The following is a 21,521-nucleotide window of genomic DNA, read 5'->3' as shown; positions in this document are numbered from 1 at the left end:
AATATTTTACACACCAGTGAAGTACCTCACCTACCAATGACAGATGAACAAGAAAGTGAGTGCTGCACATGGATTTGACTAAGTATTACCCCGACATCGTCGCAAAGTATCCCGCCTATGTAACCAAACGGGAACTATGCGAGATCTGCCACATCTGTCCCAAGACCGCCTACAATTTGGAGCAACAAGGTGAGATTCCCTACACCATTGAGCAAAACCACCTGATCCGTAGCCACAAAATCAAGCTGACGGACATTCTTGCCTATCTCTATCGGCGTGAGTGCAGACAGGAAGCAGACAGTCCCTATATCTGTGCTATGAGAACATTCTATGACAAACATCTATCTCCCTAGTATCGCTGCGCTCATTGTGAGTATCCTACCGCTGGCGGCTCTTGCCCCATCGCTTCTGCACCTTTCGCTGTCGGACGGAGTCCGAACCGCTTGGGCCGGAGCCAATATCGTTTTTGTCCTGCTGGGTCTGATTCTTTCGGTGGTATGTGTGCGGAGCAAGGAAAGCCGCAGCGTTATCAATATCGTATCTACGGCAATCAGCGCGTTTTGGGCTCTGCTGATGGTGGGAATTGTTGCGCTTGCCATGTTCCTTACTTTCGTTCAGTGAGGAAACGGTTATGTGCAAAATTGGAAAATTTATCGGGTGCTGTCTGATTGCGGCTTCTTTGCTTGCCTGTACTGCCTGTTCCGGCCTCGACAGGTTAAGTGAAAATCTCAAGGAAGGAGCAGAGCAATTAGGTGATGATGTAGTGATTGGGAAAAGCAACGCTCTTATAACCCCTTATCAGTCTTTTGAGGGCAGCCGGACTTCGGACAACGATGCTTTTCTGGCCACCTATGACGCTTCTGTAACTGGATTTAACGGACAGGATATTTTGGTTGCAGACACCGACCTCAAGGAAAATGAGTGCCGTGAAATTGTAGTCCGATACCAGTTTGATTCTCTTGATGGGGACTGTCAACTCATTTACATCTCCCCGGACTTGGAGGAGCAAGTGCTTTCTGAATCTGCCAGCGGAAGCGTTTCTGTTCAGCTTCAAGTAGGAGCGAACTACATCGGAATCACCGGCACAGACTATTCGGGCGCGATCCAGATTACTGTGGGATAAACGATAGAATGATATGAAACGAATATTGGTAGTGGATGATAACACGGAATATCTGCAAGTCCTGTCATCTGTGTTATCGGGCGATTTTGATACGATTAAGGCCACGGGCGTCAAGGAAGCATTGGACATACTTCAAGCAGTCACAGTTGATGCAGTCTGCTCCGATTTCAATATGAAAGATGGAACAGGGCTGGATTTACTTGAAATAATCCGTCAACAAGGTTTGAAAATCCCTTTTCTGCTGATGTCTGGCGATGACAGCAGAGCATTAGAGCAAAAAGCCAAACTGTACTATGGTGGTTTCTGCTGCAAAACGGATTTTGACTTAATCCGTAAAATTAAAGCCTTAGTCAGCAACTAAATAAAAATACCATCTGCCGCACGACGGCAAAAGAAAAAAAGCCGTCGTACAGCAGCCGTTTTAATACGCCCAAACGACTTTGCGGCGGCTTTGAGCAATCAAGGCCGCCGCTTCTCATTGTCCAGCGGGATCGGCGGACCGGGGAGGAAATCGTATGAAAGAGATTATAGTCATCCGCACTTCTGACCCAGATGGAAGTGTCTTTCGTTCTATCCTGGAAGCCTTACAGGGAAAAGATGTTCAGATTGTCCATGCCGCTGACCTTGATCCTTCTGCCCTAACTCTGGGAGATATTGAGATATTTCCAGAGCAGCGGCGGGTCACAAAGGCCGGTAAGGAGATCTGCCTGAACTACGGCGAGTTCTCCATCCTTTACTGCATGGCCCGCTGCCCTGGGCGTGTATTCAGTCGGGAGCAGCTCTACAATGCGGCCTGGGGCGAGGACTATGAATTAGGCACCAACACAGTGGACAACACGATCTGGCGGCTGCGGAGCAAGCTGGAGCCTGACCCAAAGCATCCCACTTACATCAAGACCGTTTTTCGGGTGGGATATAAAATTGAAAAATAACATAGCATTGATGCCGCACTGGCGGAGTGCCCCGCTGATCTGGACGAATATCTCGACCTGATGAGGCGGGGCAGATATGAAGTCAAGAAGATTCGGGGCGGCGGTATCAGTTTCCGGTTAACTGGACAAAGGCAGGAATGCTTTACCCGTCTGCGGCCCTCCAAGCTGGGGGACGGCTACAATTTGAAAGATATTCTGGCCGCCATTGAAGGCAAAGAGAAACGCCTCGGATGCCCGGAGCGAAAAATCAGTCTGGCGGTAGATATTCAAGCAAAACAGGCTTCCGGTAAGGGGCTGGGCTACAAGCGCAGTGGGCGAAGGTATATTAAGAAGCATTTTATTTCATACAGCAGAGTTGCAAGTAACACTAATGAAACCTATAATTGAATTGCAATTTCTTTTTCTTCATCATAAATTCAAGAAAAAATGTTATTCTCCCAAAGAGGAGGTTGTCTTATGCAGAGAATTTTAGTTATTGAAGATGACATTGACATTCAAGATATATTAAAAAACCATCTGACCGACGCAGGGTATGAGGTAGTGATTGCCGATGATGGTGTAGCCGGAATTGCAAAGTTTGATGATACCATTAGTCTTGTGCTGCTGGACATTATGCTGCCCAAGATTGATGGCTATGGTGTATGCGAGGTCATTCGACAAAAGTCGCAAGTGCCGATTATTATGCTTACTGCTCTCTCGGATGAAGAAAATCAACTAAAGGGATTTGAGCAGCAAATTGATGACTACATTCCCAAACCTTTTTCCCCTAAAATCCTGCTGTGCAAAATTGCAGCCATTCTTCGTCGTGGAGGCATTGAAAATAAACATCAATCCCTGCTTATCTATAAAGAGCTAAGTATGGATATTGAAGGCTTCCATTTATATCACAAAGGCAGCGAAGTCGTTTTGACCAGCAAAGAATTTGCGCTGCTCAGGCTTATGTTGGAAAATCAGGGGAAAGTCTTTACCAGACAAATGCTACTTGATCGGCTTTGGGATGACGACGCATTTGTGGAAGATCGCATTGTAGACAGCCACATAAAAAATATACGAAAAAAGTTGGATGCCGATTATATAGAAACCATTAGAGGGGTGGGATATAGAATTGATAAGGAGCATTAAAGGGAAACTGTCCGTTAAAGTATTCCTGATTACATTTATTCTTTTGGGAGTGGCTTGCAGCGGAACATATTTCTGTATTTCAAAACTTCTGCCTACAACTTATACAAAGCTGATCAATCAGACAACGGAAACTGCGGCCATTCAACTTGTAGATCAACTCACCGCCTACGATAACCTTTCTGACTGTGGGGAGGCTCTATCTGATTTTTCCAAAGAAACCAATGCCATATTTTGGGTGGAAGATCAAAATGGCAGCGTCGTTTATCCGGCAGGAACATCCACGGAAACGGAAATCATCTCCGGCGATACAGCTATAACATTTGATGAAGATACACCGTACATTGATGTAAATTCCTCTGGAAAAACCACCACAAGTTTTTATCCCATCACTTTGAAAGACGGAAGTAGCTATACACTGGCTGTTCAAGTAGATTTGTTTGTGGTTCAGCAGACAACAGAGGTCTTGTGGTCTATATTTCCGTATGTTTTTCTTATGATCTTTGTGTTGTCGCTGTTATGTTCTTGGATCTATGCAAGGTATATTACTCGGCCTATTGTTCGGTTAAGTAAAATATCAGAGCAAATGGCCTCGCTGGATTTTTCCGGCCAATGCAGTATGGAGCGAGAAGATGAGTTGGGGTGTCTGGCTCAAAATCTCAATTCCCTGTCCACATCCTTGTCAACTGCGCTGAATGATCTGCACACCGCAAATGACCAGCTCAAAGCAGACATCGAAAAAGAACAGGAATTAGAACGCCAGCGGGTAGAATTCTTTTCTGCGGCATCCCATGAGTTGAAAACACCTCTAACAATCTTGAAAGGCCATTTGGCTGGGATGCTGAACAAAGTCAGCGGATATGAAAACCACACAGAATATATGGAACGCTCACTTGCTGTTGTAGAACGGATGGAAAAACTGGTCAAAGAACTGCTGTATGTTTCTAAAGCCGACGGAAAACAGAAATCCGAATATAAAACCGCTGACTTTGCTGAACTGGTTCGGGTACAGATTGCCACCATAACAGATTTGCTGGAAGAAAAGAAACAGCGACTTGAAGTAAATATTCCTGACAGACTTTCCTGTGAAATGGAACCGGCGCAGATGGAACGGGCAATTCAAAATATTTTAGTTAATGCCATTCGATATTCTCCAGAGGGTGAATTGATCCGGGTATCTTTAGCCGAGGCTGACGATACCGTTTGGTGTGAGGTTGAAAATACTGGAGTTCACATACCGGAGGATGCGCTTTCCCATCTGTTTGAAGCGTTTTACCGTACCGACACTTCCCGTAACCGCAACACCGGCGGAACGGGTTTGGGGCTTTATATTGTTCGTAAAATCATGGAAATGCACCACGCTAAGTATGGCATCCAAAACACGGAAAGAGGCGTTTTGTTCTGGCTCAAGCTGCCTATCAAACAATCGACATTCAACTCCATCTAAAATCCATATTCCATGCAAACTCAATCCAAATCCTTTTGATATATTATAGCCGTCCCCAGAGGGGCGGCTATAATTCTTGAAAGCGAGGTTTTTTCCATGAAAAACAGAAAACTGCTGGTTGTGGGACTGTGCGGGGCCTTATGTTTAAGCCTTGCGGGTTTTACCTATGCCAGCGCACAGGCCGCCGATGCGCCTAAGACATCGGCGGAAGAAACAGCACAAATGTCAAGTACCGACATCTTTTTCAATGATGCTGATGGCATTAGCACCGATGGCGAAAATTGGGTGGCTGAAACGGACTATGAGAAAAACAACCCTGCACCGGATGTTGAATGGTGGACGGCAGAGGAATATGAACAGTGGATTGCCACCCAAAAGGAAGAACTGGAGGCCCTGATCGGCACGGGCGATGGCTGGTATGATGGGCAGGGAGTTTTTCACGAATGGACGCAGGAAAGCGTGGATGCCACCATCGCTGAATATCAAGAAACACTTGAAAGCATCAAAAACGGAACCTTATATTCCAAGGATAACGGCGAGGGAGATACCTATTCCATGATCCCTCCCACCGAGGATGTGGTTTCCGAATACGGAGTTAATGTGACGAAAGAGAACGGCGAGTCCGTCCACATCGGAAACTATGCGTCGAGCGAGGAACTGGACAAAGCCCTCAATGACGCGGTTGACAACGGACAACTTTCCCAGACTGAGGCTGACGCAGCGCATCAACAGTAAATAAAATTGAACCTGCCGGACGACGGCAAAAGAAAAAAGCCGTCGTGCAGCAGCCCATTACCCATGTCCCATTGAATATGCGGCGGTTTTGAGAAATCAAGGCCGCCGCTTCTCATTGCCCGGCGCAGGATCGGCGGCTGGGGAGGAATTTGTATGAATGAGATTATAGTCATCCGCACTTCTGATCCAGATGGGAGTATCTTTCGCTCCATTCTGGGAGCCTTACAAGGAAAAGATGTTCAGATTCTCCATGCTGCTGGCCTTGAGCCTTCTGCCCTGACTCTGGGGGATATAGAGATATTCCCAGAGCAGCGGCGGGTCACAAAGGCCGGTAAGGAGATCTGCCTGAACTACGGGGAGTTCTCCATCCTTTACTGCATGGCCCGCTGCCCTGGGCGTGTATTCAGTCGGGAGCAGCTATACAATGCGGCCTGGGGCGAGGACTATGAATTAGGCAGCAACACAGTGGACAACACGATCTGGCGGCTGCGGAGCAAGCTGGAGCCTGACCCCAAGCACCCCACCTACATCAAAACCGTTTTTCGGGTAGGATACAAAATTGAGAGATAGCACACCAAAGCGCTGGATATGATCTCACTGGGCCTACACCTGGCGCTTTTCTTCAATATTAGGATTTCTATCCAGAGGATATTTGATAAATCATTCTGCCCCCACCGACCACCGCCGAAAAGCCTTGGTTTCCGTGGGCTTTTTGTACCCTAAATGTGTAGACATCAAAGGCTTTTCAGCTCTCATATTCAGCCATATAGTATGTGGCGTTGCTGCACTCTATAATTCATACTTTGCGCCTTGTCTTAACTCTCCTGTTCTCATATAATCAAAGAAAAAGGAAAATACTCTGTGCTGTAACATTTTACGGACATTTTTCTGCTATGCTATAAGACAGTTCAAAGGAAGTGAAACAATGAAACAGATTTTGATTGTCGAGGACGACAGTTTTTTGAATAAGATGTTAGCTTATAATTTGACTGCTGACGGATACGAGGTGACTTCTGCTCTAAATGCAAGGACGGCCACCGACATTCTAAATGCACACGAATTTGATTTGGTCTTGCTTGATGTCAACCTGCCAGATGGAAATGGATATGATTTGTGCCGGTTGATTAAGCCGGAACAGCCGGATACCATTGTAATATTTCTGACAGCCAACGATCAGGAGAGCGATCAGATACGGGGATATGAAGTAGGAGCCGTAGACTATATTACCAAGCCGTTTGTTATTGGAGCCTTGCAGCGCAAAATAAAAGCTATGTTTGCCATGCTGGAACATCACAAACCTGCCAAGGACATTTACGATGACGGACGGTTATTTCTGGATTTCTCCGAACAGGCGGCAACCCTAAACGGAAAGCCGTTGGCGCTATCCCCGATGGAATATAAGATGCTTAACCTGTTCCGCAAGAATCCGAAGCAAGTTCTTACCCGGCAGCAGTTATTGGAAAAGTTATGGGATGCGGAAGAACGCTTTGTAGACGAACATACTTTGACAACCTCTATCAGCCGGATTCGCAGTAAGATTGAAACGGATGGCGGTGCGCCTTACATTAAAACCATTTATGGGATGGGCTATCAATGGATGGGCGGTGAAGCGAAATGAAGATGAATACCATCCCGATTAAATGGCTGTTTTTGGGGGTGTCTATCGGAACGGCACTCATAATGAGCGGTATTACTCTGGTTCTGTTTGTGTTGCTCCACCAGACTGCTATTTTGGTAACAGGCGGTTTATTGATTCTCTGTTCATTGATAGGATTATTACTTCTGACGCGAACTTTCGGGAAACGGCTTTCTCTATTTACGTCTGATTTGTGTAAAACTTTGGATAACATGATAGACGGAAAAGAAGAACCTGAAATCATAGATGACAGTGAAACACTTTTAGCGCGGATCAATCATCGCCTTTCCCGACTTTACCAGATTATGCAGAAAAACCGGCGCAAAGTGGACGAGGAGCGGCAGGAACTTCAAACTCTGGTGTCAGATATTTCCCATCAGGTAAAAACGCCGGTTAGCAATCTGAAAATGGTAACAGATACCCTGCTGACAAGGCCGGTATCAGAAGCAGAACGTATTGAATTTCTCCGAGGTATTTGTAACCAGACGGATAAACTGGACTTTCTCTTTCAGGCTCTTGTTAAAACATCTCGTCTGGAAACAGGCGTAATTCAGTTGGAGAAAAAAGACGGACGCCTTTTTGAAACTGTTGCCCAAGCTATGAGTGGCATTGTATATGCCGCAGAAAAGAAACAGATTAGTGTTTCAGTAGATTGTCCCGAAAACCTGACGGTTTCCCATGACAGCAAATGGACAGCGGAAGCCCTTTTTAATCTGTTAGACAATGCAGTGAAATATACCCCCATAGGTGGCAAAATTGCCGTGTCTGTAAAACAATGGGAAATGTATGTAGAAATCAAAGTGACTGATACTGGCAAGGGCATTTCTGAAAGCAATCAAGCTGCTATCTTCCGGCGTTTCTATCGAGAGGAAGAAGTACATGAACAGCCAGGCGTGGGGATCGGTTTGTATCTTGCCCGCGAAATTGTGACACGACAGGGCGGCTATATCAAAGTCGTTTCAGCACCGAAACAAGGCTCGGAATTTTCCATTATGCTCCCTTTGAAGTAAAGAACGGCGGGCAGTTTTTGAGCTGCCAGCCGTTCTTTTTCAAATGTCCCGAAAGTGTAACATTTCAGCCGGATTTTTAATGGAGGTTCTTGATCCCTCGGACATTTCTGTGACATTTGAGTTTTACAATAACCTTATTAACCGGAGGAAAACCTTGAAAGGAGCTTTGAATATGAGTGTTTTACAGGTTATTGACCTGAAAAAGTATTATGGTACAAAGCCAAACATTGTGCGCGCTCTTGACGGCGTGAATCTCACTGTGGAGGACGGCGAATTTGTGGCTATTGTTGGAACATCCGGCAGCGGTAAGTCTACTCTATTGCACATGATGGGCGGACTTGATACGCCCACTTCTGGCAATGTGATTGTCCGAGGCAAAATATTGGCAAAAATGAATGACGAACAGCTTACCATTTTCCGCCGTCGAAATATTGGCTTTATTTTTCAAAACTATAACCTTGTCCCTATTTTGAATGTCTATGAAAATATCGTCTTGCCGGTAGAGCTGGACGGCGATACCGTGGATAAACATTTTATGTATGAAGTGGTGAAAATGTTGGGACTGGAAGATAAATTAAAAAATATGCCCAGCAACCTTTCCGGCGGCCAGCAGCAGCGTGTCGCCATCGCCCGCGCTCTAATTACCAAACCGGCTATTATACTGGCTGACGAGCCGACCGGTAATCTTGACAGCAAGACCAGCGCCGAAGTGCTGGGACTTATCAAGCGCACCAGCGCCGAATTTCACCAGACCGTTGTAATGATCACCCATAACAATGATATAGCCCGTCTTTCTGATCGGATTGTCCGTATTGAGGACGGGAAGATCATGGGCTAAGGAGGTGAAGTGTTATGACATGGCCGTTTGAAAATGATACCCATAAAATTGAAAAAAAGTTGGCAAAAAAAAGTTTTCAAGCAAATCGCACAAGAAACATTATTGCTATTATTTCAATTATTTTAACTACAATTCTTTTCACGGGGCTGTTTACTTTACAAAGGGGATTAACAGAGAGTACAGAACGGGCCGACATGATTTTATCTGGCGGGGATGGTCATGCCAGAATCATTGATTTGAACCAGTCTGAGTACGATACCATTAGCACCCATCCTCTAATTCACGAAATTGCGTATTGCCGCACACTTGCTGATAGTGTGGATAACACAGAATTGTCTAAACGAGAAACTCTCTTTTTATATTATGACGATAATGCTCTGAAATATAATTTTATAGAACCTACCAGCGGACATAGGCCGAAAGCAGAAAATGAAATTATAGCAGATACGCAGACATTGGAACTTCTTAATGTTCCGCTGTCAGTAGGAGAAAAAATTACATTGGAATTGACCGTACAGGGCCAGAAAATAAAACGTGACTTTATTTTGGCTGGATGGTGGGAAAGCTATCCCGGCGTCTATTATGGAACTATCGTTACATCTAAATCATATATGCAGGCACATGCAGAGGAAATTCAATATAAGAAAGGCACCGAAACAGGTTCCATTACCGCAATTATTAAATTTGCTAACACAGATAATGTAAGTGAAGATTTGAAAACCGTTGTAGAAGAAAGTGGTTTTTCTACTAATGTTGATGATGACAACTATATCAATGCGGGGATAAATCCAAAGTATTCATCTTTGAGCAAAACAAATGCAATAGGAACAAATACCGTTCTTGTATGCACGTTGTTCATGTTTTTGTTGGTAGGATACCTTATCATATATAATATATTTCAAATTTCTGTGTTAAGAGATATTCATTTTTGGGGCCTCTTAAAAACCATTGGTACTTCAGAACGCCAAATTCGCTCAATCATTCGTAGGCAAACATTCCGGCTTTCCGTAATCGGAATTCCTGTTGGTCTGCTGGCGGGTTATTTGATTGGGAAAATATTGCTGCCTATACTGATGAAAGCCAGCGCCTTTTCCGATTATGATGCGATTGTATCTCCGAATCCTCTCATTTTTATTGCAGCTTCTTTATTTACCTTTTTGACCGTATGGATCAGCACGAGAAAATCCGAAAAGACAGCAGCAAAAGTTTCACCCATTGAAGCGGTTAGATATACAGACACCGACCCCGTCTTTGAGAAAAGAAAGAAGCGCCGTGTGCATATTGGAAATATTTGCTGTACTATGGCATGGGCAAATTTAGGGAGAAACAAAAAGCGTACCGCGCTGGTTGTCCTTAGTCTTTCCTTAAGTATTGTCCTGACCAATACAGTTTTTACGCTTTCAAACAGTGTCAACCCAGAAAAAGCGATTGAAAATTTGATTGGGGCAGATTTTTGTGTAGGACATAATGATCTTCTAAATTATATAGAGATAAACGAAAACAGCGCGTTAAGCATGAGTATGGTGGAAAGCATTCAATCTCAACCCGGTTTTGAAAATGGTGGCTGTGAATACGGGTGCCGCGCATCGTATAGGAGTGATACAACACAACAGGTTGGAAACCAGCAGGAGGACGGTTCTTTTGCTACCCACGTTTACGGATTAGATTATACGCTCCTTTCCTGGGCAAAATTAGTTGATGGCGAGTTAGATGCAGAAAAGCTGGCATCCGGGCAATATATTTTGGAAGGCGCTTATGTTAATTCCAGAGGTGACATGGATGAAAGCAGCATGAACCATGCCGTAGGTGATACCGTACAGTTATATTGCAATGGCGCGGTTCAAGAATTTACGGTATTAGGACATATCGTTGCAAATGAGGGTAATACCTATGATTGGCTCGGATCGTGCTTCTTCTTGCCCAGTAATATTTATCAGTCGTTCACCGGAAATAATTATGCCATGACGTACCTTTTTAATGTGTATGATGGTTATGAAAATCAAATGAACCGCTTTTTAGAACAATATGTGAGCGAAGTGGAACCGGAAATGGCCTTCCGTTCAAAAGATACGATTATGGCTGGTGTTTCAGACATCCAAAACATCATAATTTCCGTGGGCGGCACTATGGCTTTTCTCATTGGAATTATTGGCCTGTTGAATTTTGCCAATACAATATTGACCAGTTTATTCAGCCGCCGTCAAGAATTTGCGTTGATACAAAGTGTAGGTATGACCGGTAAACAGCTCCGCCGTTTGCTTTGCATGGAAAGTTGTTTATATATCATATTCTCTGTTTTAATCGCCGTACCATTTTGCTTAGCTATTGCCACAGCAGTTGTTCGTCCCGTATGTGAAATGATCTGGTTTTTAAGCTATAATGCAAACTTTTATCCAGTAATACTTATATCAATCATTTTGTTGTTCATCGGTATTTTCATTCCTTGTTTTCTCAATAAAGCAATCAGTAAGGAGAGTGTTGTGGAAAGGTTGAAGCGGGGTGAATAACAGTGGGACATAGGAGCAGAAAACCGAAAGGTAAAAGACTTGTTGGAGGATTGGTTTTAACGGCCATTTTCATAATGTTTATTACATGCGTTGCTAAGTTGCCCACAATCAATGTGCTACTACAGGAAATATTATCTCCGGGCCAGTCAGCAAGCACAGAATATGGCTGGAATTTGATACTGGTCAACCAAGACTATAAGGTGCCGAAGGATTGGGATATTGAGCTTACAGAGTTGTCTAATGGGCAAAGCGTTGATAGTCGCATTTATCCCAACCTGCAACAGATGTTCGATGATATGCGAGCGCAAGGAGTATACCCTGTCGTTGCTTCTGGCTATCGAACGGCAGAAAAGCAACAAGAATTGATGGATGAAAAAATTGATGAATTAAAAGAACAAGGATATTCCAATTCGGAGGCAAAAACAGAAGCACGACGCTGGGTATCGGTTGTGGGCTATAGTGAACACCAAACAGGTTTAGCTGTTGACATCAATGCAGATGGTGTGAACTCAACCGGAAATCAGGTATACAAATGGCTCGAGAAAAATGCCTGGCAATATGGCTTTATTTTACGGTATCCTTCGGACAAAGAAGATGTTACAGGTACAGCCTATGAGCCTTGGCATTACCGTTATGTAGGGAAAAACGCCGCAGAAGAAATATATCACCAAGGAATCTGCCTCGAGGAATATATTACCGAGTTAAAATGAAAAATTTTATCTGCCGGACGACGGCAAAAGAAAAAAGCCGTCGTTCGACAGACACTATCCATGCTTATTTATCGCTGCGGCGGCTTTGAACAATCAAGGCCGCCGCTTCTCATTGCCCGGCACAGGATCAGCGGTCTATGGAGGAAATCACATGAAGGAGATTATAGTCATTCGAACTTCCGACCCAGATGGAAGTGTCTTTCGTTCTATCCTGGGAGCCTTACAGGGAAAAGATGTTCAGGTTCTTCATGCTGCTGATCTGGAGCCTTCTGCCCTGACTCTGGGGGATATAGAGATATTCCCAGAGCAGCGGCGGGTCACGAAGGCCGGTACGGAGATTTGTCTGAATTATGGGGAGTTCTCCATCCTTTACTGCATGGCCCGCTGCCCTGGGCGTGTATTCAGCCGGGAGCAGCTCTACAATGCTGCCTGGGGCGAGGACTATGAATTAGGCAGCAACACAGTGGACAACACGATCTGGCGACTACGGAACAAGCTGGAACCTGACCCAAAGCACCCCACCTACATCAAGACTGTTTTTCGGGTGGGATATAAAATTGAAAAATAGCATATCAAAAGTGCCGGACGCAGAATCTACCTCTGAGTCCGGCGCTATTTTCTGCCATTATAAAAAACTAAAATGCGAAGAAAAGAAAGAAAATTTTACATTTTTCGATGAAGTCCTGATGATTTCTTCAAGATAAACTCTTACTGTGACAGTCTACCCATCCCCTGGGAAAAAGTGAGGTGAGGCCGATGAGGGGCTGCAAAAACAGTATCATACATAATCAGCGCATACGGCGGTCTTTATCTTATGGATAAGGGCCGCCTTTCTTTATGCTATCGACAAATTCCGAGGGAAACCGTCAAGGTTCCCCAAATTTAGAACTTACAATTAAAAATTATCAGCAAAGGCGGCAGAGTAGAACTGCCATATTGATGGAAGAAAGGGGATGATGCCAGCCGCCTGTGTGCCGTCCGCATAGCAGCGGACAAGGAGTAACAGTGCTATGGATCAGAAAATCCGCAGCATTGAGAAGTTGCTTTTTGTCCCATATCAACGACACACGGCTTTCAATGGACAAATTTCAATAGGCGTTGGTCTGCGTTTTTGTGCGCGGGAGTTTTCCCCAAGTGGGGACAAACCCCCGCCTGCCGGTGCTGCCTACTCTATTGGACTTCTCAATGCACATATCCAGGAAGCGGCTGATTTTGTATTCCGATACAAAGTCGGCCGCTTTCATTTAAGGCTCCCTGAACAAAGAGTTAGGGGGCCGCCACCTCCGATTTGTTTTCCGCAAAAAAACAAATCGGAGGTAACAGAGGTGCAAAATTATCGCAAAAGCGACTATGCGATAAACAAAAACAGCCCAAATATCGTTTATCGCTTTCATAACGAAATCATAGAAATCACACTGGAGGATTATCTGAAGGAGAATCCTGACAAAACGGAACATGACTTTGCAGAGCTGAAAGCCCTGTCCGATCAAATTTACTATGAGCAGGATCGGGCAGAGAGCGCCCAGACCCGCAAGGATGTTTCGATCCACGGTTTGGAGGAAACGGAGCATTGTGCCACTCGCGCTCTGGATGAAGAATGGGAAGAACGAGTTGTTGACATACAGAACCGCAAGTATGCCTGGAAAGCCCTGGAGCAGCTTTTTACAGTGGGCGCTTTGACCGAGGTTCAGAAACGGCGATTCCGGCTTCATGTTTTTCAGGGACTCTCTACCCGGCAGATCGGTCGCATGGAAGGGACAAGCCATCAAGCCGTTGCCAAGTCCATAAACCTGGCGATTGCCAAACTTAAAAAATATTTTGCGGCACAGGGTTGACACCCCTGCGGTTTCAGGACGATAGGTGAAAGGCATTCTTTCGAGTGTTCTTCTTTCACCTGTACCTTGACAACCGCATACTCATTCATCAGTAACATCCCCCCTTTCCAGCTCGAAGAGCTAAAGCCGATTCAGGGGCCGCGCCATGATATACGGACATGATGAGCAGATCCCACCTGATTATCATAATTGGTCTTGCATACAATCCTGTCCTGTATGAGCGAGTAACGGCAGCCTGTAAAAACCGGGCAGCACCCGGCGCGGCCATGACCGGAAAGGGGCATAATGGTACTCCTGTCCAGCCACAGCCCTGCTTAAGATCAGAGTAGTCCATAACATTTGGAAACCATCTGGTTGCAGGATCACGCAATGGGGGCAGCTCGGAGAGATCCTCGGAGGGGTGAGATTCCCGTGGGCCGGTTCGCTGCCGGTCACTGATGACTTCCCAATATGTGCGGGGTGTCAAGGACAAATGGCACATAACAAGAAAACAAATCGGATTTTGTATTTCGCCGGAAATGGGGCAGGTCTTATGGCCTGCCCCGTTTTCCGGCTTACTTAATATTCAGGAGGTCAGTTTATGCGAAAGGCTATCCGGCGTGGCGATCTGTTCTATGCAGACCTGAACCCGGTGGTCGGCTCCGAGCAAGGCGGCATCCGCCCTGTCCTTGTTATCCAAAATGATGTGGGGAATCACTTTAGTCCTACCGTTGTTGCGGCAGCCATCACCAGCAGAAAAGCGAAGAACAGTCTGCCTACCCATATCCTACTTGAGAATGTGCCGGGGCTTGCGCCTACCTCTCTGCTTCTGTTGGAACAACTGCGGACAATAGACCGGAAGCGGCTCCGTGGTTACATTGGGCGTATCAGCAAAGAAAAAATGCTGGAGATAGATGCAGCCCTGGCAATCAGCATCGGCATAGGATACCCCAACGAAAGGAGGACTCACAATGTATGAAAATGACGGCGGACTACTCTCCCCCAGAGATGCCTACCGATTGATGTTAAAAGACTACCCGGATGTGATGGACATTGGTCAAATGTGTGAGGCGCTTGGCGTCAGTACAAAAACCGGGTACAAGTTACTTAAAGATGGGAAAATTGAGTACCTGAAAATTGGACGGGCTTACCGCATCCCCAAAGCCCACATTCTTCGTTATTTGAAAATCACCTGCTCCACTTTGGCGGAGTAGCAGGCTATGGTGTCGATCTTCACCGGATAGACGCAGAAAGTTAACAATTCTGACGCGGATTTACCTGGAGTTTTGTTCTGTCCGATGATACAATAAAGGTGTCATTGGTAGGTGAACTCAATACCGCAAAAGGAGGAACAGATCAGTATGCCAGCGGTACACCTGCAAGAAAACAGCAAACTAATCTCCGGCCATGTGGCCGAGAAAAAAGGGTATCTCTATTGGGTTCTAAACCTTACCGATGAGAACGGTAAGAGAAAGCCCAAATGGATTCCCACCCATAAGAAAGTCAAGGGCAATAAGACCTGGGCAAACAATATGCTTCCCACCATCCGAAAAGAATGGACGGAAAAGCTGCTTCAGGAGGCTACGGCCTCACAGCAGTCGGCTTCTCCGTCTGGCCCGTCATCCGCAGCGATTTCCTTTGTGGATTTCCTGTACCAGTGGCTTGAGTACAAGTACAAGTCTGCTACCGGACGGGTGATGGACAGCAAGCCCATTGAACTCTCGACCTATTCGGGATACGAACAACAGCTTAACAACCCCATCGCCCCGTATTTCCGAGAGCATCCTGTCGCCCTTTGTGACCTTACCAAACAAGATATTCTCGCTTTTTATGAGAAAGAATTGGAACGGGTCAAGCCGACCACCGTTAAACATTACCACGCTCTGATTCATGGGGCGTTGAATTATGCGGTTGACAAAAATCTGATTCCAAGCAATCCGGCTGACCGGATTATCATTTCCAAGCCTGAACCCTTCAAGGGTGACTACTACCTGGATTCGGAAGTCCTGAATCTGTTTGAAGTTATCAAGGGGCATAAGATCGAGCTGGTAGTTCTACTGACTGCTTTTTACGGCCTGCGCCGCAGTGAGGTTATCGGTTTGAAATGGAGTGCCTTTGACTTCAACCATAACTGCTTCTCCATTCGGCATACGGTAACAACCTGCAATGTAAAGGGAGAGCGGGTCACGATTAAGAAGGACAAGGCAAAGAACAAATCCAGTCTGCGGACTTATCCATTGATTCCTTTTTTGAAAGAACGGTTAGGTCAGTTTACAAGGAACTACACGCAGACCACGAAACGGGGGCTGCTGACAACAAATAAAGGATGAGTATCAAGCACCGGGAAAGTGCGAGATATTCAGCCTGTTTTGTTGTCCAGGGTTTCCAAAGGGGCTTGCCCCTTGGCACACGACTTTGCTTGCAAAGTGTAGTGTGTTATACGCTCTGTCTGCGTTGCTGCGAAAATGAGGTTGCCGCCGGGGAGGGCAAGGGCATTTGAAGCAGCAGGAAAACAAAGCTGTGATTGTGTGGCATAGAGCCGCAAGCACAGGGTTGGTTTCATCAGCAGACAGGGCGTATATGAAAGCCCCCGTTCCTCGTCCTACGCCGGACTTCGGGACAAAATGTCCCTAACTTGTGGACACACTCACGAAAAAGCAGAGGGATTTTTCTCTTAAAATTGAAATGGGCGGGAAGCCATTTTAGGGCTTTCCCGCCTTGATTGCCTATCAGCAAAGACGGGCGGGACTGTCAACGGCGGCGCATTTGTGCGCCGTTCATCTTGACCGTTGACTGGCTCGGCTGGCTTTGCTATCTGCTTGATGAACTGGAAGCTGACCTATTACAAGGGGGGATACCTATTACCTATCATAATTTAGCTTATTCAATAAAATTGGATTAGGATTTTTCGACACCCACAAAACAGCAAGTTCACAAAGACGGTCGGTTATTTGTTCATCATCATCGCCTTTAGCGTGAATGCTTGATGTCAGCTTTTTTGTCTCACTTAACTCGTGTTCGGAAAGCGGTGTACCGGACGAAAAATGCATGAGCAACGCATCCAACATTTTCCGATAATTTCTATCCCAGTTTGCACCGCCGTTCCTGTATAATTCATCTCGTATACGTCCTGTTATGCGAACAACTTCGCCCTGTACGGTTTGCGCTGCACCACTGGATGGAACTAACAGTTGCCAAAGCACCTCATATTGTTTTTCCCAAGATTCATCTGTCACAATAATAGGAGAGACTCCATCGTGCATTTGACGCTTTGCAATGGGAGCTACATCAAACAAAGTATAGAGTTTTTTTAGTCCGGCGTCTGCTTCGGAAAGATAGTTTTTGTTAAAGTTGTCTCTGTGAAATTCAAATTCTTCGCCAATTCGCTTAACACTTTCAATCATATCCGATGTAATTTTTGCCCCTGCCTCTAACAATATAATAGAAATCTCAGCCATTTTCGATATGTCTGCATTGCGGCAGACCGCAAGGGAAGATTCAAGCGGCGTTTGTTTCATATCATTTTCCACATGAATATTTGCCCCGTTTTCCACCAAAAAGCGTACAGTATCTGCACGAAAAAAACTTGCTGCGGTATGCAACGGTCTGTTCCCGTACCGGTCAGGCTTCTCCATATCGGCGCCAAGCTCAAAAAGTAATTTTACAGTGTCACGCCCTCCTGTAGATTGCACATATAAAGGGGAACGTCCATAATCGTTTTCTATGTTGACATCCAGACCTTGTTCAACAAGCCAGCGAACGAGTTCATTAGGAACCCCATAATAATGCAATGCCGTATTCATACCATATCGCCCATCGTAGGTGGCAGATAGTTCGCATAGATTATAGATTGCTTTAAGTTTCTCAATATCGCCTATTTCGATAAGTTCTTTAAAGTCTTTTGGCAGTGTAACTCTTTTCTTTTTTGCCATATTCTATCCCCTCCATAACTCCCGATTTGTTGTTCTCTTACTTCCGCCCCCGTTGTGGGTTTGGATTTTTCAGCAAGTCCGACTTCTGTGCAATCTTTTTCAGCCACTTCTTTTCGTCCTCGGATAGCTTCTTGTAGTTCAGTTTAAGCCGTTTACAGATAAACGCCAAAGACGCTTGTTCCGGGTCGCTGTCCTCTTTGGCGGTTTCCTCGGCGGTCTGCAAAAAATCTTCCAGAGGATTGTCCTCCGGGACGCTGAAAAAATCGTCCTTATGTGCTTCTCGTAGGTCAAGAGCTATCTTGTTTATGTCCTGCTGTATCACATAGCGGCAAAAGCTGTCATCATCAATATGGGCGGCGATAAGCTGTCGTAACTGCGGGTCGGACAAGCCGGGATTGTACTGCTTCATAATGGTTGCGCTCACAGCGTCTACAATGGCGTTTGCGCTCTGCACCTGTTTGCCAGCGATACCGTTCACATAGATTTCAAGGTCAGCCATCAGCCGGGGGAAATCCGGGTGCGCCGCCAGCTCACACAAGAGGGAATTATCCACCAGCCCACTTTTCAAGAGTTCAATCATATCATCACTCAAACGCAGGTCTGCAAGATCGGCGTTTGGGTGATTTTTTGTTTGAGAACGCCCCAGCAGATAATCAACAGTCACTTCATAAAACTTTGCTAACTCAATAAGGGCATAATGGCTGATGTCCTTGAAATTATCCCCCTCATAACTGCCCAGCGCCGACTTGGAGAGATGTGTTTGCTCTGCAAGCTGTTCCAGCGTCAGCCCACGCTCCACACGCAGGTCTTTCAATCGTTCTTGTATGGATAGTTCCATGCTCTCCCTCCTTGTCTACTTAATATATGACGACTTAACTTCCTAAACAGTTTATAATTTCTTCTATTTCCATACAAGCATCCTCAACCCTGATTGCTGTTTCCTCGCTAAAGAAGCGGCTTCCTCCCGCTAATTGGTCAATCAAGCTAATTAACACTTCAACATCACAATTCAAAATAAATCCCTGTGTTCTCCACTTTGGCATTTCAATAAGGATTTGATTTTTAATTTCTAAATATTTCGTTTCGTCAAAAGTATTTTCACATCTTAATTTTACCAGAAAACTATCTTCTGCATTTATTAAATCACTTAATTTTGACATAGAGCCCTCCCTAAACGAAAATGGCATTCTGTTTTTTCCATTTTACCATAATTCCGAGAGCGTGGAAATAGAGAGTTTTCCGGGCTGATTTCCGACCTTATGGATATACGGGGCGGGCGGTCTTTTAGGTGTAGACTTAGGGTAGTTCATCGATGAGCTGCACCTTGAAAAATGAATAACCGTCCGAAAAGGAATACCCTGACAGGGGAAGCACCGCAACGAGCCACTTCGGGACAAAATGTCCCGAAGTCCGGGGAGCGTGCCAACGCTGGAACACGCCGCAGGAATGGGGCAGGAAGCCTTTTCGGGGAGAACGGCTAAGGAAAAATGGAGGGAACACATGAGAGAGAACCCATTTAAACGACTGCCGCCCATAGAGCGCAGGCAGGACGGTTCCCTTTACCGCATGACACCGGCACAGAGGAAACAGGCAAACGCCCTGATCCGTCGGGAGTGCTGCTGTTATGAGGACGGGAACTGTATGCTCCTTGACGATGGGGACACCCACACTTGCCCCCAGACCATTTCTTTCTCGGTCTGCTGTAAGTGGTTCCGCTGGTCGGTCTTGCCGCAAATCGGAATGCTGGAAGCAGAGATTTTCCGGGATAAGGAGCTAAAACGCTGTGCGGTCTGCGGCAGAGTGTTCGTCCCAAAGTCCAACCGGGCGAAATACTGTCCCGACTGCGCCGCCAGAGTTCACAGGCGGCAGAAAACAGAAAGTGAACGGAAAAGGAGGTCTACTGTGGACAGTTAGGGGCTGAAAGGTCCTTGATTTACAAGGCTTTGCAAGCACAGAACATGGGCAGGCAATAGAAACTACCGTCTGCCCCAGAAAAAGGGCTTCTAACCGTCCACAAAACACGATATGACAAACACCATTTATATCCATCAGCCGGAAAAGGCGGTCAACTTTACCCGGCTTCCTAATTTCCTTTTTGAAGCCCCCACATTCACCCCCCTGTCCAACGAAGCAAAGGTACTGTATGCCTTTATCCTGCGCCGGACAGACCTGTCCCGGAAAAATGGCTGGGCAGACGAATACGGGCGGATTTACCTCTACTATCCCATCAACGAGGTAGTGGAGCTGCTCCACTGTGGACGGCAGAAAGCGGTCAACACCCTGCGGGAACTGCAATATGCCGGACTGGTGGAGATCCAGAAGCAGGGCTGTGGAAAACCCAACCGTATTTACCCAAAATCCTACGAAGCGGTTCCAAACACCGACTTCAAGAAATCCGGTTATAGAACACCGGAGGACTGAAAACCGCACTCCACAAGTACGATAATCAATCCTCTTGAAGTACGAAAACCGGACGGTATATAGAAATACAGAGATAAAAATATTGATTTATATTCTATCCATTCCCTTCCTATCTGAGATATTTTCTGCGGGATTTTCCTGTGGAAAAGTCCCGGAAAGGAATGGAATGGGGAAAGGAGTTTCATGGCACAACACGCAATTTTGCGATTTGAAAAACACAAAGGCAATCCGGCAAGACCGCTGGAAGCCCATCACGAACGGCAAAAGGAACAGTACGCCAGCAATCCCGACATTGACACCAGCCGGAGCAAGTACAACTTCCATATCGTTAAGCCAGAGGGCAGGTACTACCACTTCATTAAAAGCCGCATTGAACAAGCTGGCTGCCGTACCCGTAAGGACAGTACCCGGTTTGTGGATACACTGATTACCGCCAGCCCGGAGTTTTTCAAGAAGAAGTCCCCAAAGGAAATACAGGAATTTTTCCAGAGGGCGGCTGATTTCTTAATCAGGCGGGTAGGGAAAGAAAATATCGTGTCGGCGGTGGTACACATGGACGAGAAAACGCCCCACCTGCATTTGGTCTTTGTCCCGCTGACAGAGGACAACCGCCTGTGTGCAAAGGAGATTATTGGGAACAGAGCCAACCTCACAAAATGGCAGGACGATTTTCACGCCTATATGGTGGAGAAATATCCCGACTTGGAGCGTGGAGAAAGTGCCAGCAAGACAGGCAGGAAGCATATCCCCACCCGTCTGTTCAAGCAGGCGGTCAATCTCTCCAAACAGGCAAGAGCCATTGAAGCCACGCTGGGCGATATTACCCCGTTCAACGCCGGAAAGAAGAAAGAGGAAGCCCTCTCCCTGCTGAAAAAGTGGTTTCCGCAGATGGAGAACTTCTCCGGTCAGCTCAAAAAATACAAGGTCACGATAAGCGACCTTTTGGCAGAAAATGAACAGTTGGAAGCCAAAGCCAAAGCCAGCGAAAAAGGCAAGATGAAAGATACGATGGAACGGGCAAAGCTGGAAAGCGAGCTGAAAGACATTCAGCGGCTGGTAGACCGTATCCCGCCGGAGGTGCTGGCAGAACTGAAACGGCAGCAGCGGCACACAAGGGAACGGTGATTGATGACAGAAAACATTTCACGCCGCAGCATGGCGGCACTGCACTTTGAAAATTAAATATGGAGTCCTGCAAACAAAAGTCAATAGCTGAAATAAAAAAAGTCCCGCAAAAATTGCGCGACTGAAAAAGGGCATGACAAAACAAGCTGGAGAAAAAGCTTCGCCAGCCGGG

At 46.0% G+C, this 21,521-nt stretch carries 26 protein-coding genes; 23 read left to right on the top strand and 3 right to left on the bottom strand.

Annotated elements, in window-relative coordinates; all coding sequences use genetic code 11:
* Positions 1-68 precede the first annotated feature (68 nt).
* The 20 genes from J9789_RS09260 to J9789_RS09165 all read left to right on the top strand — a co-directional run bounded on the left by J9789_RS09260 (position 69) and on the right by J9789_RS09165 (position 16,201).
* On the top strand, positions 69-353 hold the full coding sequence (locus J9789_RS09260; RefSeq protein ID WP_209344709.1) for a helix-turn-helix domain-containing protein: 285 nt from the start codon (positions 69-71) through the stop codon (positions 351-353).
* Positions 331-621, top strand: a complete 291-nt coding sequence (locus J9789_RS09255; RefSeq protein WP_209344707.1) for a hypothetical protein — start codon at positions 331-333, stop codon at positions 619-621. The genes J9789_RS09260 and J9789_RS09255 overlap by 23 nt, the downstream gene beginning before the upstream one ends.
* 10 nt (positions 622-631) lie before the next feature.
* Positions 632-1,123 carry an anti-sigma factor gene (locus tag J9789_RS09250; protein ID WP_209344705.1) on the top strand — a complete coding sequence of 164 codons (492 nt, stop codon included), beginning with the start codon at positions 632-634 and terminating at the stop codon, positions 1,121-1,123.
* A gap of 13 nt (positions 1,124-1,136) precedes the next feature.
* On the top strand, positions 1,137-1,484 hold the full coding sequence (locus J9789_RS09245; protein ID WP_209344703.1) for a response regulator: 348 nt from the start codon (positions 1,137-1,139) through the stop codon (positions 1,482-1,484).
* A gap of 154 nt (positions 1,485-1,638) precedes the next feature.
* Positions 1,639-2,055 carry a winged helix-turn-helix domain-containing protein gene (locus tag J9789_RS09240; protein WP_178611453.1) on the top strand — a complete coding sequence of 139 codons (417 nt, stop codon included), beginning with the start codon at positions 1,639-1,641 and terminating at the stop codon, positions 2,053-2,055.
* Positions 2,056-2,238: 183 nt separating this feature from the next.
* Positions 2,239-2,442, top strand: coding sequence for a hypothetical protein (locus J9789_RS17050; protein ID WP_245185190.1), 204 nt, complete (start codon positions 2,239-2,241; stop codon positions 2,440-2,442).
* Positions 2,443-2,511: 69 nt separating this feature from the next.
* The gene (locus tag J9789_RS09230; protein ID WP_209344701.1) at positions 2,512-3,177 is read left to right on the top strand and encodes a response regulator transcription factor; all 666 of its coding nucleotides are present in this window, start codon (positions 2,512-2,514) and stop codon (positions 3,175-3,177) included.
* Positions 3,161-4,621 (top strand): HAMP domain-containing sensor histidine kinase, encoded by a 1,461-nt coding sequence (locus tag J9789_RS09225; protein WP_209344699.1) that lies wholly within the window; start codon positions 3,161-3,163, stop codon positions 4,619-4,621. The genes J9789_RS09230 and J9789_RS09225 overlap by 17 nt, the downstream gene beginning before the upstream one ends.
* A gap of 96 nt (positions 4,622-4,717) precedes the next feature.
* On the top strand, positions 4,718-5,356 hold the full coding sequence (locus J9789_RS09220; protein ID WP_209344697.1) for a hypothetical protein: 639 nt from the start codon (positions 4,718-4,720) through the stop codon (positions 5,354-5,356).
* Positions 5,357-5,509: 153 nt separating this feature from the next.
* Positions 5,510-5,926 (top strand): winged helix-turn-helix domain-containing protein, encoded by a 417-nt coding sequence (locus tag J9789_RS09215; RefSeq protein ID WP_209344695.1) that lies wholly within the window; start codon positions 5,510-5,512, stop codon positions 5,924-5,926.
* Positions 5,927-6,281: 355 nt separating this feature from the next.
* On the top strand, positions 6,282-6,974 hold the full coding sequence (locus tag J9789_RS09210) for a response regulator transcription factor (protein ID WP_209344693.1): 693 nt from the start codon (positions 6,282-6,284) through the stop codon (positions 6,972-6,974).
* Entirely contained in the window at positions 6,971-8,002 is a 1,032-nt protein-coding gene (locus J9789_RS09205; protein WP_209344690.1) for a HAMP domain-containing sensor histidine kinase, read from the top strand. The genes J9789_RS09210 and J9789_RS09205 overlap by 4 nt, the downstream gene beginning before the upstream one ends.
* Positions 8,003-8,174: 172 nt before the next feature.
* Complete coding sequence (locus J9789_RS09200; protein WP_209344688.1) at positions 8,175-8,840, top strand: ABC transporter ATP-binding protein; 666 nt, start codon at positions 8,175-8,177, stop codon at positions 8,838-8,840.
* Between the two features lie 14 nt (positions 8,841-8,854).
* Positions 8,855-11,347: an ABC transporter permease gene (locus J9789_RS09195; RefSeq protein ID WP_209344686.1), complete on the top strand. Its 2,493-nt coding sequence runs from the start codon at positions 8,855-8,857 to the stop codon at positions 11,345-11,347.
* Between the two features lie 98 nt (positions 11,348-11,445).
* On the top strand, positions 11,446-12,057 hold the full coding sequence (locus J9789_RS09190) for a M15 family metallopeptidase (RefSeq protein ID WP_348633666.1): 612 nt from the start codon (positions 11,446-11,448) through the stop codon (positions 12,055-12,057).
* Between the two features lie 151 nt (positions 12,058-12,208).
* Complete coding sequence (locus J9789_RS09185) at positions 12,209-12,625, top strand: winged helix-turn-helix domain-containing protein (RefSeq protein WP_209344685.1); 417 nt, start codon at positions 12,209-12,211, stop codon at positions 12,623-12,625.
* 442 nt (positions 12,626-13,067) lie between these two features.
* Entirely contained in the window at positions 13,068-13,892 is an 825-nt protein-coding gene (locus J9789_RS17045; protein ID WP_245185189.1) for a hypothetical protein, read from the top strand.
* A gap of 580 nt (positions 13,893-14,472) precedes the next feature.
* A complete protein-coding gene (locus tag J9789_RS09175) occupies positions 14,473-14,850 on the top strand; it encodes a type II toxin-antitoxin system PemK/MazF family toxin (protein ID WP_209344683.1) in 378 nt (125 codons plus the stop codon).
* Positions 14,843-15,085: a helix-turn-helix domain-containing protein gene (locus J9789_RS09170; protein WP_058963940.1), complete on the top strand. Its 243-nt coding sequence runs from the start codon at positions 14,843-14,845 to the stop codon at positions 15,083-15,085. Before J9789_RS09175 ends, J9789_RS09170 begins: the two co-directional genes overlap by 8 nt.
* Positions 15,086-15,232: 147 nt before the next feature.
* Positions 15,233-16,201, top strand: a complete 969-nt coding sequence (locus tag J9789_RS09165) for a site-specific integrase (protein ID WP_242864942.1) — start codon at positions 15,233-15,235, stop codon at positions 16,199-16,201.
* Positions 16,202-16,732: 531 nt separating this feature from the next.
* On the opposite strand, the gene J9789_RS09160 is transcribed toward J9789_RS09165, so the two are convergent.
* The 3 genes from J9789_RS09160 to J9789_RS09150 are packed head-to-tail and all read right to left on the bottom strand — an operon-like array spanning position 16,733 to position 18,963.
* Positions 16,733-17,803 (bottom strand): ankyrin repeat domain-containing protein, encoded by a 1,071-nt coding sequence (locus J9789_RS09160; RefSeq protein ID WP_209344681.1) that lies wholly within the window; start codon positions 17,801-17,803, stop codon positions 16,733-16,735.
* Positions 17,804-17,840: 37 nt separating this feature from the next.
* A complete protein-coding gene (locus J9789_RS09155) occupies positions 17,841-18,641 on the bottom strand; it encodes a helix-turn-helix transcriptional regulator (protein ID WP_209344679.1) in 801 nt (266 codons plus the stop codon).
* Positions 18,642-18,675: 34 nt separating this feature from the next.
* Positions 18,676-18,963, bottom strand: coding sequence for a hypothetical protein (locus J9789_RS09150; RefSeq protein WP_025486815.1), 288 nt, complete (start codon positions 18,961-18,963; stop codon positions 18,676-18,678).
* A gap of 340 nt (positions 18,964-19,303) precedes the next feature.
* Between J9789_RS09150 and J9789_RS09145 the strand changes: the two genes are divergently transcribed.
* The 3 genes from J9789_RS09145 to mobV all read left to right on the top strand — a co-directional run bounded on the left by J9789_RS09145 (position 19,304) and on the right by mobV (position 21,349).
* Positions 19,304-19,717 carry a cysteine-rich VLP domain-containing protein gene (locus J9789_RS09145; protein ID WP_209345477.1) on the top strand — a complete coding sequence of 138 codons (414 nt, stop codon included), beginning with the start codon at positions 19,304-19,306 and terminating at the stop codon, positions 19,715-19,717.
* Positions 19,718-19,828: 111 nt separating this feature from the next.
* Positions 19,829-20,224, top strand: coding sequence for a replication initiator protein A (locus J9789_RS09140; protein WP_209344677.1), 396 nt, complete (start codon positions 19,829-19,831; stop codon positions 20,222-20,224).
* 183 nt (positions 20,225-20,407) lie between these two features.
* Complete coding sequence (mobV, locus tag J9789_RS09135; RefSeq protein WP_117634993.1) at positions 20,408-21,349, top strand: MobV family relaxase; 942 nt, start codon at positions 20,408-20,410, stop codon at positions 21,347-21,349.
* Positions 21,350-21,521: the final 172 nt, after the last annotated feature.

Origin of the sequence: Flavonifractor sp. AGMB03687 (genome assembly GCF_017811815.1) — a bacterium.
Classification (GTDB): domain Bacteria; phylum Bacillota; class Clostridia; order Oscillospirales; family Oscillospiraceae; genus Flavonifractor.
The sequence above is the reverse complement of the archived record's forward strand: the minus strand, read 5'-3'. Positions and strand labels throughout refer to the sequence as shown.

Bases quoted from the DNA above. Each gene is read 5' to 3' on its own strand.
- J9789_RS09260 (WP_209344709.1), top strand. From the start codon at position 69: ATGGATTTGACTAAGTATTACCCCGACATCGTCGCAAAGTATCCCGCC.
- J9789_RS09255 (WP_209344707.1), top strand. From the start codon at position 331: ATGACAAACATCTATCTCCCTAGTATCGCTGCGCTCATTGTGAGTATC.
- J9789_RS09250 (WP_209344705.1), top strand. From the start codon at position 632: ATGTGCAAAATTGGAAAATTTATCGGGTGCTGTCTGATTGCGGCTTCT.
- J9789_RS09245 (WP_209344703.1), top strand. From the start codon at position 1,137: ATGAAACGAATATTGGTAGTGGATGATAACACGGAATATCTGCAAGTC.
- J9789_RS09240 (WP_178611453.1), top strand. From the start codon at position 1,639: ATGAAAGAGATTATAGTCATCCGCACTTCTGACCCAGATGGAAGTGTC.
- J9789_RS09230 (WP_209344701.1), top strand. From the start codon at position 2,512: ATGCAGAGAATTTTAGTTATTGAAGATGACATTGACATTCAAGATATA.
- J9789_RS09220 (WP_209344697.1), top strand. From the start codon at position 4,718: ATGAAAAACAGAAAACTGCTGGTTGTGGGACTGTGCGGGGCCTTATGT.
- J9789_RS09215 (WP_209344695.1), top strand. From the start codon at position 5,510: ATGAATGAGATTATAGTCATCCGCACTTCTGATCCAGATGGGAGTATC.
- J9789_RS09210 (WP_209344693.1), top strand. From the start codon at position 6,282: ATGAAACAGATTTTGATTGTCGAGGACGACAGTTTTTTGAATAAGATG.
- J9789_RS09205 (WP_209344690.1), top strand. From the start codon at position 6,971: ATGAAGATGAATACCATCCCGATTAAATGGCTGTTTTTGGGGGTGTCT.
- J9789_RS09200 (WP_209344688.1), top strand. From the start codon at position 8,175: ATGAGTGTTTTACAGGTTATTGACCTGAAAAAGTATTATGGTACAAAG.
- J9789_RS09195 (WP_209344686.1), top strand. From the start codon at position 8,855: ATGACATGGCCGTTTGAAAATGATACCCATAAAATTGAAAAAAAGTTG.
- J9789_RS09185 (WP_209344685.1), top strand. From the start codon at position 12,209: ATGAAGGAGATTATAGTCATTCGAACTTCCGACCCAGATGGAAGTGTC.
- J9789_RS17045 (WP_245185189.1), top strand. From the start codon at position 13,068: ATGGATCAGAAAATCCGCAGCATTGAGAAGTTGCTTTTTGTCCCATAT.
- J9789_RS09175 (WP_209344683.1), top strand. From the start codon at position 14,473: ATGCGAAAGGCTATCCGGCGTGGCGATCTGTTCTATGCAGACCTGAAC.
- J9789_RS09170 (WP_058963940.1), top strand. From the start codon at position 14,843: ATGTATGAAAATGACGGCGGACTACTCTCCCCCAGAGATGCCTACCGA.
- J9789_RS09165 (WP_242864942.1), top strand. From the start codon at position 15,233: ATGCCAGCGGTACACCTGCAAGAAAACAGCAAACTAATCTCCGGCCAT.
- J9789_RS09160 (WP_209344681.1), bottom strand. From the start codon at position 17,803: ATGGCAAAAAAGAAAAGAGTTACACTGCCAAAAGACTTTAAAGAACTT.
- J9789_RS09155 (WP_209344679.1), bottom strand. From the start codon at position 18,641: ATGGAACTATCCATACAAGAACGATTGAAAGACCTGCGTGTGGAGCGT.
- J9789_RS09150 (WP_025486815.1), bottom strand. From the start codon at position 18,963: ATGTCAAAATTAAGTGATTTAATAAATGCAGAAGATAGTTTTCTGGTA.
- J9789_RS09145 (WP_209345477.1), top strand. From the start codon at position 19,304: ATGAGAGAGAACCCATTTAAACGACTGCCGCCCATAGAGCGCAGGCAG.
- J9789_RS09140 (WP_209344677.1), top strand. From the start codon at position 19,829: ATGACAAACACCATTTATATCCATCAGCCGGAAAAGGCGGTCAACTTT.
- mobV (WP_117634993.1), top strand. From the start codon at position 20,408: ATGGCACAACACGCAATTTTGCGATTTGAAAAACACAAAGGCAATCCG.